Genomic DNA, 15,357 nt, shown 5'->3' with positions numbered 1-15,357 from the left:
AGCCTTCTATGAAAATCGTTATTGCACCTGATTCATTTAAAGAAAGCTTAAGCGCGCTTGAAGTGGCCAATGCCATTGAACAAGGCTTTAAGCTTATCTTCCCTGATGCACAGTATTGTAAAGTGCCAATGGCCGATGGCGGTGAAGGCACGGTACAAGCTATGGTCGATGCCACACAAGGGCAAATTATTAACCTAACAGTAACAGGCCCTTTAGGATCACCTGTTAACGCATTTTATGGCGTGTTAGGACAACTTAACGAGACTGGAAACCAAACCGCTATTATCGAAATGGCCGCCGCCTCTGGTTTACACCATGTGCCGTTAACCCAACGTAATCCGTTGTTGACCACCAGTTTTGGTACGGGTGAGTTAATTGCCGATGCATTAAACCGTGGGATCAGGCACATTATCCTCGGCCTTGGCGGCAGCGCGACTAATGATGCTGGCGCAGGAATGATGCAAGCCTTAGGCGTAAAACTAAGCGATATAGCTATGACGCCATTACCTTTTGGGGGCGCTGCGCTGACCACATTGCATCATGTAGATGTTCAATTGCTCCATCCTGCTATTAAGGATTGTGTTATCGAAGTCGCGTGTGATGTCGATAACCCGTTATGCGGACCTCGAGGTGCTAGTGCGATTTTTGGTCCTCAAAAAGGGGCGACTACAGAGATGATTGAGCAACTCGACCAAGCGCTAAGCCATTTTGCACACACCATAACCCAACAGCTGAGCCAATCCATTGATGCTCATTGCCGCTTACATCCAGGTGCCGGCGCTGCTGGAGGCATGGGGTTTGGTGTAATGACAATCTTAAACGCAACCTTAAAACCTGGGGTCGATATCGTCACTAAGAGCGTTAAACTGGCACAATATTGTCACAATGCCGACTTAGTCATTACGGGTGAAGGCCGCATTGACGGTCAAACAGTATTTGGTAAAACCCCAATGGGAGTATTGAATATCGCTAAGCAACAAAATGTTCCCGTTATTGGTATTTCCGGATGTCTTGGCCCAAATGCAGATGCTATTTTAGCCCAAGGCATGCATGCTATTTTCCCGATCATCCCTGCGCTACAACCATTAGAACAAGTCTTGTCTGAAGCACAAGTTAATCTCACTAATACTGCCCGTAATATTGCTGCTATTTTATCGCTTTCATTTACTAAAAAGTAATCATATACGGCACAAATACCCACAGGTGTTTGTGCCGTATATGCAATGCTAACATGCTGTACCCTAGGGACTACTGACCTCTGCAGGTCCATTTTGCGGCGGCTTTGCAAGGTATTAACGCAGCGTCACTAAAGAGGCACACATTACCTAGCGATTTAAACACGTATACCACGAACCGAATTCGACCACAAAAATTAAGACGCTGCGAGAATTTATTGAACTTAATCATCAGCAATAACACGATAAATACTTGAAGCGTAACCAGCCATACAGTAAAGTTAGCACCCTCATTTCATCCTGAAGGTGCGGCGTTAATCGTAAAGCATCAGTCAACGCTAACAGGATGGAGTTTTCATCATTACGGCAAGCAAAATGACTTCGAAAATCCCCCGTAAAGCAAGCGCTTCAGAAGACAGTTTACTGCGCATTTTTACCGCGCCTGAAGCTTCAACCTCGACGTTGAGCATTATTGAGCAGAAATTGTCACAAGACCTTGCTGGTTTTTTAGGCAACAGCATCGCCGCACTGGAAAAGCCTCTTTCAGAAATTGAAACCGATTTTAACGCTTATCAGATCCCCTCCGAGCCTAAATTTGTCTCTGATTATGCAGACGAAATCATGCAAAATTTAGTCGCGCATTCAGTCCATACCGCGGCGCCCAGTTTTATTGGTCATATGACCTCAGCATTACCTTATTTTGTGTTGCCGCTGTCGAAGATCATGGTGGGACTGAACCAAAATCTGGTTAAAATCGAGACATCAAAAGCTTTTACTCCGTTAGAGCGCCAAGTATTAGGCATGATGCATCATTTGGTGTATCAACAATCAGATGATTTTTATCATCAATGGATGCACAGCGCTAATCATTCGCTCGGGGCATTTTGCTCAGGGGGCACCGTTGCTAACATTACCGCACTGTGGATTGCCCGAAACCGCTTATTACAACCTAGCGGCGAATTTAAAGGCATTACTCGTGAAGGAATGACTAAAGCACTTCGCTTTTATGGCTATGATGACCTTGCCATTTTAGTGTCCGATCGGGGGCATTATTCTTTGGGTAAGAGCGCAGACTTATTAGGTATTGGCCGAGATAATATCATTAGCATCGCAACGGATGAACATCATAAGGTCGATGTTGTCGCGATGCGTGAGACCGCGGCTAAACTGGCACAGCAGAATATTAAAGTGATGGCTATTGTGGGCGTAGCCGGCACGACCGAAACCGGTAATGTGGATCCCTTAACAGAATTGGCCGCTTTGTCCCGCGAATTAAATTGTCACTTCCATGTTGATGCAGCATGGGGCGGCGCCAGTTTATTATCCAACAAATATCGTCACCTGCTTAACGGCATTGAGTTAGCAGACTCCGTCACTATCGACGCCCATAAACAAATGTACGTCCCTATGGGTGCGGGTATGGTGTTATTTAAAGACCCTGAACTGGCCAACGCCATTGTCCATCATGCTGAATATATCTTACGAGTAGGTTCAAAAGATTTAGGCAGTCATACGCTTGAAGGCTCACGTCCTGGTATGGCAATGCTAGTACATGCATGCCTACAGATTATTGGTAGAGATGGTTATGAGATCCTCATTAATAATAGCCTAGAAAAAGCCCGTTATTTTGCCTCAATCATCGACCGTCATGTCGATTTTGAGTTAGTCACTGCGCCTGAGTTATGTTTGCTGACCTATCGTTATGTTCCAAAATCAGTACAAGCAATACTGACAAAGGCAATATCGAACAATGACACCGAATTGGTGCTAAAAATTAACGAGCTACTGGATGGATTAACCCAATTTATTCAAAAGTATCAACGCGAACAAGGCAAATCATTTGTGTCCCGGACGCGGATTAAACCGGCAAAATACTTCCGCCAACAAACGACAGTATTTAGAGTGGTACTGGCCAACCCGCTAACCAGCCATCAAATTTTACATGATGTACTGACAGAACAAGTTGAGATAGCCGCATTAGACAGCGAATACTTACCCCAGTTGTTGGCGTTATAGCGCTGACTTATCTATAACCATGATTTTTATAGGGTCGATTTAACTTGATGTTTATCTACAGGTAAGAGAGAAGATCTGTTTGTCAGTTGCGATGCATATCGCTCTTGTTTTCTTTTCGTTTCCATACGCGTTTTCTAGGTCGATAGCTAAGCGGAATTCGAAACGACCGTCTTCATATCGATACGTCTCGTTACTTTCACTTCTGAGAAGCGGGAAGTCGACGCCGTAAGAAGATGAACGTTTGATAGCCACACGACATATTCGTTACGCGTATTTCATGCCTTCATTCTTCATTCTTTATTCTTTATTCTGCTCAAGTGGAACCGGACACCTTACTGTGTGATTTTTCATAGCTGATTGGTGTTAAATCACCAAGTGTTGTGTGCAAGCGTTAATGGTTGTAATAGCGTATATATTCCTCAACATCTCGCTTCATGGATCCTCGAGTCAAATGCACTACATTTAACAGCCATTCATGCTTCACACTGCCAAAGAATAGCTCTACAACAGCATTATCTAAACAGGCTCCAACACTATTCATCGAAGATATAAATCCAACATCTTTCTTTATACTTTTCGATGAGACCCCGATAATGTCACTTATCGGGATTAACAGGACAGGAATTTATGGGTTGCTATTGATCTTCCATCCAATCAATATTCGGTAGTGCATCCAAATGCTGGCCATAACGTATTTCGTTAAAAGAGGAACCATTTTTCATGACATCGAAAACTTCGATAGCCAACGCGCACGCCATCCATTGAATCGCTTCTTCACGCGGTGTACCTGTCATGACTAAACGCATCAAGGTTTCTTTTACCTTTTTGGGTTCACTGTCGGCGATTTGATTTTCGACTACTTCAATTAGTGTTTCTTCAGTCATGTAACTGTCTTGCTGCTTATCCATTATAACGACTCTGTTAAGTACTTAGCGCCATTATGCCGGAAGCATGGTGCAAGCAATAGATTAAACTCCGAATTATTCGAGCCTTGCAGTCAATAACGTAAATTTAGGGCAGAGTAAGATTTATCTGTGCTCATAATCTGATTGGATTTTGTACGCCGCAATGCATTTTTATTGAGCTGACAATATCATCGACTAACACTTAAAGGTCGGATAAGCGGCACCTGTTACCAAGTGCCGCTCTCCTAAGAACCGTACGTGCAACTTTCACTGCATACGGCTCAAGCCTCCACTAAGGCGTACTATGTTACCCGGTAACCACAGGGGTTACCTTTGCAATACTCACTCGAAGCTTTGATACTTTCTGCTCCATGACTTTCCAATCTTTGGATTATCGTTGAGCAAAGCAAGGAGAGGCACTAACTTCAATCGAAGTCATCATTTGCGTTTCTCCATTAACAAAGTTCTTTTAATTTTCTTGCAACGGGAGACCAGCTGGAAGTGGGCTCACTTTCGTGCCAGACACAAGGTCTGTATCTGCATCATTACAATGCAGCATTGGCTTTCTCCAGCCTCCTTTACCTGCACCACTATCGGCTATCTTCACAGATAACTTTCCCAATGGAAGCGATTCAGGCTTACCGTGTTCCGTATGAAGCGTAATGTCAGTTTAGATGCCCACTCTAGTGCGAAGAGCTATATGATCACGAAAGAGCATTGCCCAATCTCTTTCCAGCTCTCGTTGCCTTTTTGGCCACAGCGTATAAACCACTTCCGCTGCTTCTCGTATAACGCACCTTTCGTGGATTCACATATGTTCATCATACTGACTCCCTAGCACTCACCCGATTGTGGTTATCAGGAAGAACGTCCTCTCACGATTCTGTTCCCGTCCAATGGACTTCGTTACATTGTCTGGCTCGCTACTTTATTCAGAGCCATAGGGTCATCTGGTGATACAGATGGTTCACTCTTATCGTGGTGAACAACGCTTCATACGACTTCACGTCGGGCAAAAAAGAGTTAGCTTTATTGATTTGAAAATTAACAAATTCAGCTCAGAGTTTGAGATCGTTGAAGACTCTTTGCAACTAAATTGGTGAGCCGGGCAAGGCGTCTGGCTGACATTCTGTGGCCACATCAAACAGAAGTCTCGCTCTGACTAACTTAAACCAGAGAACCTAACTACTCCGAATCACCCGCTCTTATAGTCGCGTAGCGAACTAGCAGGACGAAGTCCGCCCTAGTATCTAGGCACAACACGCCGCAAACAGAAGTCTCGCCGTGACTCACTGAAACCAGAGAACCTAACTACTATCCGAATCACCCGCTCTTATAGCCGCGTAGCGAACTAGCAGGACGAAGTCCGCTCTAGTATCTAGGCTCGTTCGCTTTTATCGCTCTCAGCGTTGCTAACGTTTGTTACCATTGACGATCAAATTTCAGACATAAAAAAGCCCTAACTAATGTTGAGGCTTTTTTGCACCATTCTTTATTACAAAGAATTACGTATGTAAATGATGGTACCCGAGGCCGGACTTGAACTGACACGCCTGATGCTCAACAAGAGCGTGAGGGATTTCATCTTTATTCTTTATCACTAAATTTCAGACATAAAAAAGCCCCAACTAATGTTGAGGCTTTTTTACACCATACTTACGTATGTAAATGATGGTACCCGAGGCCGGACTTGAACCGGCACGCTTATTCAGCGAGGGATTTTAAATCCCTTGTGTCTACCGATTCCACCACTCGGGCAAAGTGTTGTTTTAACCGTTACTAAAAGTAACCATTAAAATTTTGTGGAGGCGCGACCCGGAGTCGAACCGAGATAGACGGATTTGCAATCCGTAGCATAGCCATTCTGCCATCGCGCCATACTTATACCAAATTCTAATCCATCGGATAAGATAAGAAATTGGAGCGACATATCGGGTTCGAACCGATGACCTATACCTTGGCAAGGTATCGCTCTACCAACTGAGCTAATGTCGCATTTCAATCGTTTTAATGCTTTATTGTATATGTAAGAAAGGTATCGTCTTTCAACTTATCTTATCGAACTAATACTATAGAGATGTGTTAGTTAACAAAAACCTAAGCCTTACTGTTAACTCGTCACTTGTCTACGGGGAGGCATTTTACCGAATTAACCTCGAGTGTCAATTGTTGATTTACGCAATTATGACTGTTTGCGCACTAAATAATCTTATTGAAGTATTATTATGCTATTCAGCAGTTAAATCATTCCAAGCTGCTGAAATATAACTTATCATCGACCAGAACGTCAGTGCGGCCGCAATATAAAACAACCCAAAGGCAACATCGGTTAGCAAAGGCGTCGGTTTCCAAATTAATCCAGTAATGGCAACCATTTGCGCGGCAGTTTTATATTTACCAATCCAAGAAACGGCTACCACACCACGTTTGCCAATTTCGGCCATCCATTCACGTAATGCAGAAATCACAATCTCTCGGCCAATCATAAACAATGCAGCTAAGGTTAAATACATATTATCATTTTGCTGAACCAACAACACTAATGCTGTCGACACCATGACTTTATCGGCAACAGGATCTAAAAAAGCGCCAAATCGGGTTAGCTGACCTAGTTTGCGAGCGGCATAACCGTCTAACCAATCGGTCAGTGCAGCCAACCAAAAAATAAATGCTGAAACAAATGGTGCCCATGAGTAAGGTAAATAGAAAACGGCTATGAAAACGGGCAACAAAGCAATACGAAATAATGTCAGTGCAATAGGTAAATTAAACGGCATAAAAAGACCAAATTGTCAGAAGCAGCGCCAATTTTGCCTTAAATTTAGCCCCCTCGCAATGTATCATGGATTGTTTGTGCCATTTCTAAGCTAATTCCGGGTACTTTTGTCAATTCAGTCACGCTAGCGCCTTTGACTTCTTGTATTCCACCCAAATGTTGCAACAAGGCTTTACGCCTCTTAGGACCCACTCCGGCGATAGATTCTAATGTAGAGGTGTTACGTGTTTTCTGGCGTTTATTACGATGTCCGGCAATCGCAAATCGATGTGACTCATCACGGATGTGTAACATTAAATGAAATGCAGGCGAATCACTCGGGAGTTCAAAGGTTTGTTCACTGCCACCAACGGTGAAGGTTTCGAGTCCGGCTTTGCGCCCTTCGCCTTTGGTCACACAAATGAGTAATGGCGGATGATCAATATTGACACACTTCTCATCAACAATAGTTTGCGCCACTCTTAATTGGCCGATGCCACCATCGATAAAGACCAAGTCAGGTACTTTGCCATTGTTATCAATTTTATCGAATCGACGGCTTATCGCTTGCTCCATAGCAGCATAATCATCGCCACCGGTAATTCCGGTAATATTATAACGGCGATAATCGGCTTTATGCGGCCCTTCTCGATTAAACACCACACACGAGGCCACAGTACTTTCGCCCATAGTGTGGCTAATATCAAAACACTCCATCCGCTTAATAGGCTCATTAAGCTCAAGTGCTTCTTCAAGTAATAGGAACCGTTGTTCAACGGTATTTTTATGGGACAATCTCGTGGCAACAGCATTACTGGCATTAGTCATGGCTAAGCGTAAAAAATTGGCCCGATCACCACGCACTTGCGTTTTTAATTCAAACTTTTTATCTAGTGCTTGTTCAATAGAGGCTTGCAACTCTTTTATGCCGTCAAAGTGATGACTGAGGATGACTTCTTTGGGAATGGTACGTTGGATATCGGCATTGAGATAAAACTGGCCTAAAAATGACGACAACACCTCTTCGATTGCAGTTTCTGCAGGTACAGAAGGATAATAACTGCGACTGCCAAAGATTTTGCCGTCGCGGATAAACAATAGGTGAAAACACGCAATACCAGAGGCATAGTCGACGCCAATGACATCCATATCCCCTTTCTGATTCGATACTTCCTGCTGCTCTGCAACCCGCCTTAAAGCGGTGATTTGGTCGCGATATTGTGCCGCGCGTTCGTATTCCATATCAATGGCAGCAATTTCCATTTTTGCCACCAATTGCGATATCACTTGCTTGTCTTTACCGCGTAAAAATAGACTGGCTAATTTAACCTGCTCGCTGTATTCCTCATCACTGACAATTCCGACACAAGGCGCACTACAACGATCTAATTGATATTGTAAACAAGGGCGAGATCGCGATTTGTAGTACAAATCATCGCATTGGCGGATAGGAAACAATTTTTGCATTAAATGCAAACTCTCGCGCACTGCACCACCATTAGGGTAAGGGCCAAAGTAATGACCTTTTTCACGTTTGGGACCACGGTGATATGCCAATCGAGGATGTTTATGGCCACTTAACAAAATATACGGGTACGATTTATCATCACGAAGCAGTACGTTGTATTTGGGCATGTACTGTTTGATATAATCGTTTTCAAGCAATAACGCATCGGTTTCGCTATGGGTAACGGTCACATCAATATGATCGATATGCGATACCAATGCTTGGGTTTTAATGTTGGGTATATTGACTCGAAAATAGGAGCTAAGACGTTTTTTAAGATCTTTGGCCTTACCAACATAAATAACCTGTTGGCGCTTATCGTACATACGATAAACCCCAGGCGCTGAGGTAACATTTTTTAAAAAGGATTTGGCGTTAAAACCACTGGACATGATTAAAGCTACTTAATGCGTTGCGAGGAATAACGTATTCCCGACTAAAATGAACCTGTATCGAGCATTTTGTAACGGATAGCTAAACGGGTCAACTCAACATCTCCGCCGATCCCAAGCTTAGCAAATAACCGATAACGATAGCTGTTGACGGTTTTCGGGCTTAAATTTAATTTTTCAGAAATATCATTAACTTTCTCGCCATTGGTTATCATCATCATGATTTGCAACTCACGTTCAGATAAACTGCTAAATGGGTTCTCATCAGAGTGGTTAAATTGACTGAGAGCCATTTGCTGGGCGATTTCTGACGACAAGTAACGTTGACCTCGAGCTACTTGAGTAATAGCGCGTAATACTTCAGGTGAAGTAGACCCTTTGGTTAAATACCCAGAGGCACCCGCCTGCATCACTTTTGTCGGAAATGGATCTTCAGTTTGTACAGTTAATACAATAATTTTTGCATCGGGCTGGTATCGCAAAATTTTACGAGTAGCTTCTAATCCCCCCATACCTGGCATATTCATGTCCATTAAAATGACATCTGCTTCATTCTGTCGAGACCACTGTACCGCGGTTTCTCCATCAGGTGCTTCACCGATGACTTTAATACCACGCTCATCTTCCAAAATACGACGGATCCCCGTTCTCACGAGTTCATGGTCATCAACCAAATATACAGATATCACGTTAACCCACCTATTATTATGCGTAATTTATTTTTGGATTTTAGGGCCATTTTTTATATATAAAACATTTATAGGCAAAATAATATGCCAAAATATTATGCTAAAACTGCGCTGGTAAAATTGCATATTTTACCCATCTACCTTTGATGCCTAAATTTAACATCTTTACATTTACAGACACAAGTAAAGTCATGGTTGAACGTGAAATATGTATATAAAATATCCAGCACGGTTTCCTTAACATTGCCATTTAATCTTTTAAATCATTCACCTTGCAACGTGACAATAATGGTGCGCGAACAAGCATGATCGCGATGATCGCATAAATATAAACCTTGCCAAAGGCCAAGATTCAGGTGCCCGTTAGTAATAGGGATAGTCTGACTAACACCTATCAACGTCGACTTAATATGAGCAGGCATATCATCAGCACCTTCATCTGTATGCTGGAAGTATGCCGCACCTTCTGGTGCGAGTACATTAAAATACCGCTCCATATCGCCACGAACAGTGGGATCTGCATTTTCGTTAATCGCTAGTGATGCAGAGGTATGCTGAATAAACACATGTAATAATCCAACATTTATGGATCTCAGCTCGGGCAGCTGTGTGATCACTTCGTCGGTAATTAAATGAAATCCTCGCCGCTGTGTCTTAAGAGTCAATTCTCGTTGTAACCACATCAAATGGATCCTTTTTTGATTTTAACGCACAACGTATCGTCAAGCGAAGTGCGAAGCATACATCAGAGTAGTATTAAGTCTGAAACGATTTGGGCTCATTGTCAGATAATTTACTTAACCTCTCATCGAGTTCAAAGATGAGGCATATAAGCAAAATATGAATATTTCACCGGTTCCATATCAAACTTGCCATTCTTTTGCTCACAAAGCGTCTTCATGTGTTAATAACTTTTACAGTCGACTCAACATGGGTATTGATGAAAAATGCAGACATACATAGCATAGAACGTTTGATTTTAATCAACGTATCATGGCAGATTGAAGCCGATTCAGCAGCGGGCAAGCAATATCTGACGGTATAACTGAAGAGTTCAGGACATTCTTTGGTGGAGTAACGGCAAAAAATTAGCCGTAATAGTGCTTAACGGAGCGATAAAATAACACAATGGTAATGACTTCACTGATTTGAAGACGCAAAGTTTATTTCGCAGTTTACCCCCAGCAGACACAAGGTGTTTTGCCAAGCGAGAAGAAAGCGCAACAATGGGTGATCCATTGTTAAATCAGGACAAGCGAACCCATCAACTTTTTTCTGTTATAGCTGTTCGCGTTGTATGGCCTGTTTAGCAATAGAACCCACAATCAATGTGGAATGGGACCTAATAGCGACGAATGGATCAACCCATTCCACACTCTTGTTTTAATACATAAATTTTTAGACCGCGCCACTCACAGTAATGGCTTAAACCGCTCTGAGGTGAGCTAAAACAGTAACGCAAATAAGGGCGCGGTGATAACCATGGCAATACCGGTAAAAATCATGGTTAAACTGGCGATAACCCCTTCTTCCCGACCAATTTGATTCGCTTTAGCCGCTCCAGCGCCATGTGCAGATGCCCCTAAAGAAATCCCCCTCGCTAAGCTGCTTTGTATCTTAGCCGCTTTAAAAAGGGGCTCACAAATCAGCATTCCCATAATACCTGTGACTAACACTAACATTGCGGTTAATTCCGGTATGCCACCAAATGCACTTGTTGCTTCTATGGCAAACGGGGTTGATACCGATCTTACGATTAAACTACGAGAAAGCGCTGACGGCATATTGGTGAAATGGATAATCAACCATGAGGATCCAACGCCTAAACATAACCCAGCCATTACCCCAAGGCTTATCGTTAACGGATAACGTTTGATTAGTAGCCGTTCACGATAAATGGGCACCGCAAATGCAATCGTGGCAGGTGCCAGTAAAGCGGGCAGCCAATGGGTAAATTGAAAGTAATCGACCAGTGGAATTTGAAATATAACCACGGTCAACAAAATAATCGTCGGGGCCATGATAATGGGGGCAAACCAAACCCGTTGTTGGCGTAAATAAAGCCGCTTACTGAGGTAATATCCTGCCAATGTGAGTAATAAACACAAAGCGCCTAATAATGAATCGTTCATTGTTGCTACCCATTAAATTCAATTTGAAAGAGCGGTTACTTAAGGTGTGAGCGCTGTGAGGAAATGGTGTTTAGACGTTGTTTACGTTCAAACTTAAATAACTTGTCAACGATAACAGCCGTACCTAATAGCACACTGGTACTGGCCAGTAACATGCACATAATCAACTCAGCACCATAGTTTTCTAGTATTGATTTATATTTGGTAACCGCGACAACGGGCGGAATGAAAAATAAAAGTAAGTCGCCAATTAACCATGCCGAGCCTTGGTTGACGACTTTTTCGGGTAGCCATTGGCAAGATAATAATATCAATAATACGCCTAAGCCAATAACGCTTCCTGGAATAACAGAATGAACCGAGTGAGCCGCCCACTGACATAGCCAAGCAAATAAACATAGACCACTCACTTGGACGATTAAGGTTGTTTTGCCCTTCAAAAAGGCGCTATGGGTATTTAATGGAGATAACATTTCGTTTCAAATATCGATTTTTTAGTTGATATTGAGAGTTTACGCTTGCTCAAATGATAAAAAAAATGAATATTAATGATTAACTTCATTCCTTTTGGTTATGCACAGAGTTCTTAAAGCACTGCACTATTTCACCGAAGTTGTTAACGCTGGCGGTTTCGCTAAAGCTTGTCATTCGGTTTATGGATAACATGTGAGCAACGGTGATCATAAGACGAGTCATCTAAACTGACGACTGTTTGTCTTGGTCTGGCCATCATTCATTGCCAGCAAGTTAATAAAGGTAACAAAAAACCAAAACAGTGGTTAAAAGTTCACCGATAATTGTGGTTGGCAATATAATGTCAACTTGATTGACCCATCGCGGTCACCATCTGTGTGGTCGCATAGACATGCGGCTTCTCACCCCGTAAAATACGCCGCTGTTGTAAAAGCAGTCCCCTTTCGTTAACCCGAGTTATTTCAGTGAATAAAAAAATCGAACTACTTGCCCCTGGCGGCGATATTGAAGCCATTAAAGCAGCCATTGTTGCTGGCGCAGATGCGGTTTATTTTGGTTTAGATAACTTCAATGCAAGAAATCGAGCGATAAATGTCAGCTTTGATGAGCTCAACCCTCTACTTGCATTAGCACACAAGCACGATTGTCAGATGTATCTCACCCTGAATATCATCATTATTGAAACGGAAATTCCGGCGTTATTTAGGCTGTTAAACCGCCTAGTGAATACTGATATAGACGGCGTTATCGTTCAAGATTTGGGGTTGTTCTACATTCTTGGTCATTACTTTCCGAGCTTAGACATTCATGCTTCGACTCAGGTCACTACTCACAATAGTGGCCAAATCGAGTTTTTACATCAATTAGGCTCGAGCAGAACCAATCTTTCACGCGAGTTAACCCTTGACGAGATCCGCGACCTAACTCAAGTGTCGCACGCCTTGAATATGGCGACGGAGGTTTTTGTACACGGTTCAAACTGCATCAGTTTCTCAGGGCTTTGCTATATCAGCTCCGTTCATGGCGGTAATTCAGGCAACCGAGGACGTTGTAGCCAACCCTGCCGCGACGCCTATCAACCTGCAAAAGCGGCTAAAGAATTCCCTCTCAACATGAAAGATAACTCTGCTTATCACCAATTTACTGAGCTTGTTGAGGCTGGAGTAGATTCACTCAAAATTGAAGGTCGGATCAAGAAGCCTCATTATGTGTACACTGTGGTGAATACTTGGCGTAAGCAATTACAGCGATACGAGCAAAACCAACCACTTGTTGATGAAAAAATTAATTTATATCAAGTTTTTAATCGTGATTTTACCGATGGTTATCTCAATAACAATATCAATAAAGATATGTTTATTGATAACCCGCGTGACAATAGTAACGATTATTTTATCCAACTTACCAATGCAAAAAGCACGGTCGAAATCGATGCGGTGAAGCAGAAAATTTACGACGATAAAACAGATATTATCCAGACGCTAGATAAACTAACGAGCAGCATGGTCATAGATAAAATCCCGCTTGAGTTTACGTTTATCACCCAAGAAAATGGTCAGCTTGACGTCGATGTTACTGCTGATGATAAAGGCTTTTCCATTCGCGTTGACACCCATAAACAACCGGCATCCCATTCGATTGACCAAGCAACATTAACCAAACGCTTCAGCAGTTTCAATAATGATAAGTACCGGATTGAACAACTTGATTTTGAACGTTTCACTGATGGCACCAACCTGTCGTATAAGTTGATAACTGAACTTAAACGCCAAATTGAACACAAATTAAATGGTGGCAAAACACTCATTGAAGACGTTCAAGTACCCAGTATTGTTTTAGAATCTAACGCCAGCTCAAAGGAAGTCCGCGCAGCAAAGCTGGTAGTATTGATTGCAAGTGACAAAGACATTGAACTGGGTGAAATCGCTGACATTTGCTATTACCTAATACCCGAAAAGATAGGCAAGCACTTCAATCGGCTGGTTAAATTGTTTAACGACAATCCAAATCTGGTTCCTTGGTTTCCATCAATCCTTATTGGCGATGACTTCTCCCAAGCCGTTGCCCTGCTTAAAGCCGTCAAGCCTAAACATATTGTGGCTAATAATACTGGTATCGGGTTTGAAGCATTTAAAGCCAATATTGACTGGATAGCAGGCCCCCAACTCAACCTGAGTAACTCGTTTAGTCTTGAAGCGCTAAAACGGACTTTTCATTGTAGCGGCGCTTTTATCTCGAACGAACTCGCACGAAAGCAAATCAGATCGATTAAATGCCCAGAAGCTTTCGAGCTACATTACAGCATTTATCATCCCACATTATTAATGACCAGCCGCCAGTGTTTTTTCCACCAAGTCACCGGTTGTAAAAAAGATAAAATAGATAACCAGTGCCTGCCGAAGTGCGCTAAGCATGCATCAATCATCAATCTGAAGGACCATGCTTTTATTATTGATAAACAAAAGGGTTCACACAATAGTTTATACAACAATCACAACTTCCTGAATTTGGATATTGTCGCTGACTTGGCCGGCAAGTTCACTAGCCTGTTGGTGGATTTACGAGATATTAAAACATCCACACAGATCAATGGGTCAAAAGCTGATTTTATCGAGGCATTACGCAGATTGATTGCAGGTGATCAAGCAGCAATTGAGAGGATTACGGAGCAGGTACAACCCACCATATCAAATCAGTACACCAAAGGGATCTAGTTGAAAGATGTGTTATTGGGTGTACGGGATCTAATTTAGTGTGACTTTTCCGATTAGATAGGACTCAGTCTAATGCTAAATATTTTTACGCTTGAGCAAAACGCCAATTGACTAGACTCTTGCCCGTCTGAGTCATCCCTTCTTTGCGTTTGAATGGGTTCCAAAGCATCACCCACAGCAATTTCAAACCCGTAGAGCATTTCGATGAGCTCTTCTAACGCATGATTCTAATGCAAGATTCTAACGCAATATTGTGTCTAATGATGCTCACTTGTGATGCCACATCAGTTAACGGCTGGCGCCAGCATAACTCACCCATAGAGCGTATATAGCTGACTATCAACCTGCAGTTTATAGGATGGTGATGGATACTTTTATCAATGTTGTTATAAGAGCGATGAGAATAAGGCGAAGACAACGAGGCTTCCTCGGTGTTGGCTAGCATCCCACACCTTGGCACAATATAAGACCATCATTCATTACCTACAAGTCAATAAAGGTAACTAAAGACAAGAGTAATGGTTAAATGTTGACCAGAATTCTTGGGCGACTGGGTTTTAATCCCGTTGAGTGTCAACACACTAGATGTAACGATTTC

Annotated in this window: 11 protein-coding genes, 3 tRNA genes and 1 pseudogene; 4 read left to right on the top strand and 11 right to left on the bottom strand. The window is 42.6% G+C overall.

From position 1 onward, the window contains the following. The first annotated feature begins 8 nt into the window (after nt 1-8). Nucleotides 9-1,178 carry a glycerate kinase family protein gene (locus CXF80_RS00735; RefSeq protein WP_101030277.1) on the top strand — a complete coding sequence of 390 codons (1,170 nt, stop codon included), beginning with the start codon at nt 9-11 and terminating at the stop codon, nt 1,176-1,178. 372 nt (nt 1,179-1,550) lie between these two features. Continuing rightward, nucleotides 1,551-3,191: a pyridoxal-dependent aspartate 1-decarboxylase PanP gene (panP, locus tag CXF80_RS00730; RefSeq protein ID WP_101030276.1), complete on the top strand. Its 1,641-nt coding sequence runs from the start codon at nt 1,551-1,553 to the stop codon at nt 3,189-3,191. Between the two features lie 313 nt (nt 3,192-3,504). On the opposite strand, the pseudogene CXF80_RS20715 reads toward panP, so the two are convergent. The 9 genes and pseudogenes from CXF80_RS20715 to CXF80_RS00685 all read right to left on the bottom strand — a co-directional run. Further along, nucleotides 3,505-3,738 (bottom strand): annotated as a pseudogene (locus CXF80_RS20715) (IS3 family transposase); the annotation flags it as partial. Nucleotides 3,739-3,826: 88 nt separating this feature from the next. Continuing rightward, nucleotides 3,827-4,099: a hypothetical protein gene (locus CXF80_RS00720; protein ID WP_101030274.1), complete on the bottom strand. Its 273-nt coding sequence runs from the start codon at nt 4,097-4,099 to the stop codon at nt 3,827-3,829. A gap of 1,669 nt (nt 4,100-5,768) precedes the next feature. Further along, a tRNA-Leu gene (locus CXF80_RS00715) sits at nt 5,769-5,854 on the bottom strand. A gap of 45 nt (nt 5,855-5,899) precedes the next feature. Further along, nucleotides 5,900-5,973 (bottom strand) — tRNA-Cys (locus CXF80_RS00710). A 42-nt stretch (nt 5,974-6,015) separates the two neighbouring features. After that, nucleotides 6,016-6,091: transfer RNA gene (locus CXF80_RS00705), tRNA-Gly, on the bottom strand. Nucleotides 6,092-6,324: 233 nt separating this feature from the next. Next, nucleotides 6,325-6,873 carry a CDP-diacylglycerol--glycerol-3-phosphate 3-phosphatidyltransferase gene (gene pgsA, locus CXF80_RS00700; RefSeq protein ID WP_101030273.1) on the bottom strand — a complete coding sequence of 183 codons (549 nt, stop codon included), beginning with the start codon at nt 6,871-6,873 and terminating at the stop codon, nt 6,325-6,327. Nucleotides 6,874-6,917: 44 nt separating this feature from the next. Further along, complete coding sequence (gene uvrC / locus CXF80_RS00695; RefSeq protein ID WP_101030272.1) at nt 6,918-8,750, bottom strand: excinuclease ABC subunit UvrC; 1,833 nt, start codon at nt 8,748-8,750, stop codon at nt 6,918-6,920. Between the two features lie 44 nt (nt 8,751-8,794). Further along, on the bottom strand, nt 8,795-9,439 hold the full coding sequence (gene uvrY, locus CXF80_RS00690) for a UvrY/SirA/GacA family response regulator transcription factor (RefSeq protein ID WP_101030271.1): 645 nt from the start codon (nt 9,437-9,439) through the stop codon (nt 8,795-8,797). A gap of 263 nt (nt 9,440-9,702) precedes the next feature. Beyond that, nucleotides 9,703-10,122, bottom strand: coding sequence for a secondary thiamine-phosphate synthase enzyme YjbQ (locus CXF80_RS00685; protein WP_101030270.1), 420 nt, complete (start codon nt 10,120-10,122; stop codon nt 9,703-9,705). Nucleotides 10,123-10,340: 218 nt separating this feature from the next. Between CXF80_RS00685 and CXF80_RS20000 the strand changes: the two genes are divergently transcribed. Next, on the top strand, nt 10,341-10,484 hold the full coding sequence (locus CXF80_RS20000; RefSeq protein ID WP_157822161.1) for a hypothetical protein: 144 nt from the start codon (nt 10,341-10,343) through the stop codon (nt 10,482-10,484). A gap of 400 nt (nt 10,485-10,884) precedes the next feature. Here CXF80_RS20000 and CXF80_RS00680 read toward each other — a convergent pair whose 3' ends face one another. Beyond that, the gene (locus CXF80_RS00680) at nt 10,885-11,571 is read right to left on the bottom strand and encodes an LrgB family protein (protein WP_101030269.1); all 687 of its coding nucleotides are present in this window, start codon (nt 11,569-11,571) and stop codon (nt 10,885-10,887) included. A gap of 35 nt (nt 11,572-11,606) precedes the next feature. Further along, nucleotides 11,607-12,044 (bottom strand): CidA/LrgA family protein, encoded by a 438-nt coding sequence (locus CXF80_RS00675; protein WP_101030268.1) that lies wholly within the window; start codon nt 12,042-12,044, stop codon nt 11,607-11,609. Nucleotides 12,045-12,509: 465 nt separating this feature from the next. Between CXF80_RS00675 and CXF80_RS00670 the strand changes: the two genes are divergently transcribed. Further along, nucleotides 12,510-14,759 (top strand): peptidase U32 family protein, encoded by a 2,250-nt coding sequence (locus tag CXF80_RS00670; protein ID WP_101030267.1) that lies wholly within the window; start codon nt 12,510-12,512, stop codon nt 14,757-14,759. The last annotated feature ends 598 nt before the right edge of the window (nt 14,760-15,357 follow it).

The organism is Shewanella sp. Actino-trap-3 (genome assembly GCF_002836275.1).
Lineage (GTDB): Bacteria > Pseudomonadota > Gammaproteobacteria > Enterobacterales > Shewanellaceae > Shewanella > Shewanella psychromarinicola.
Note: the sequence above shows the minus strand (reverse complement) of the source record. Positions and strands in the feature narration are given on the sequence as shown.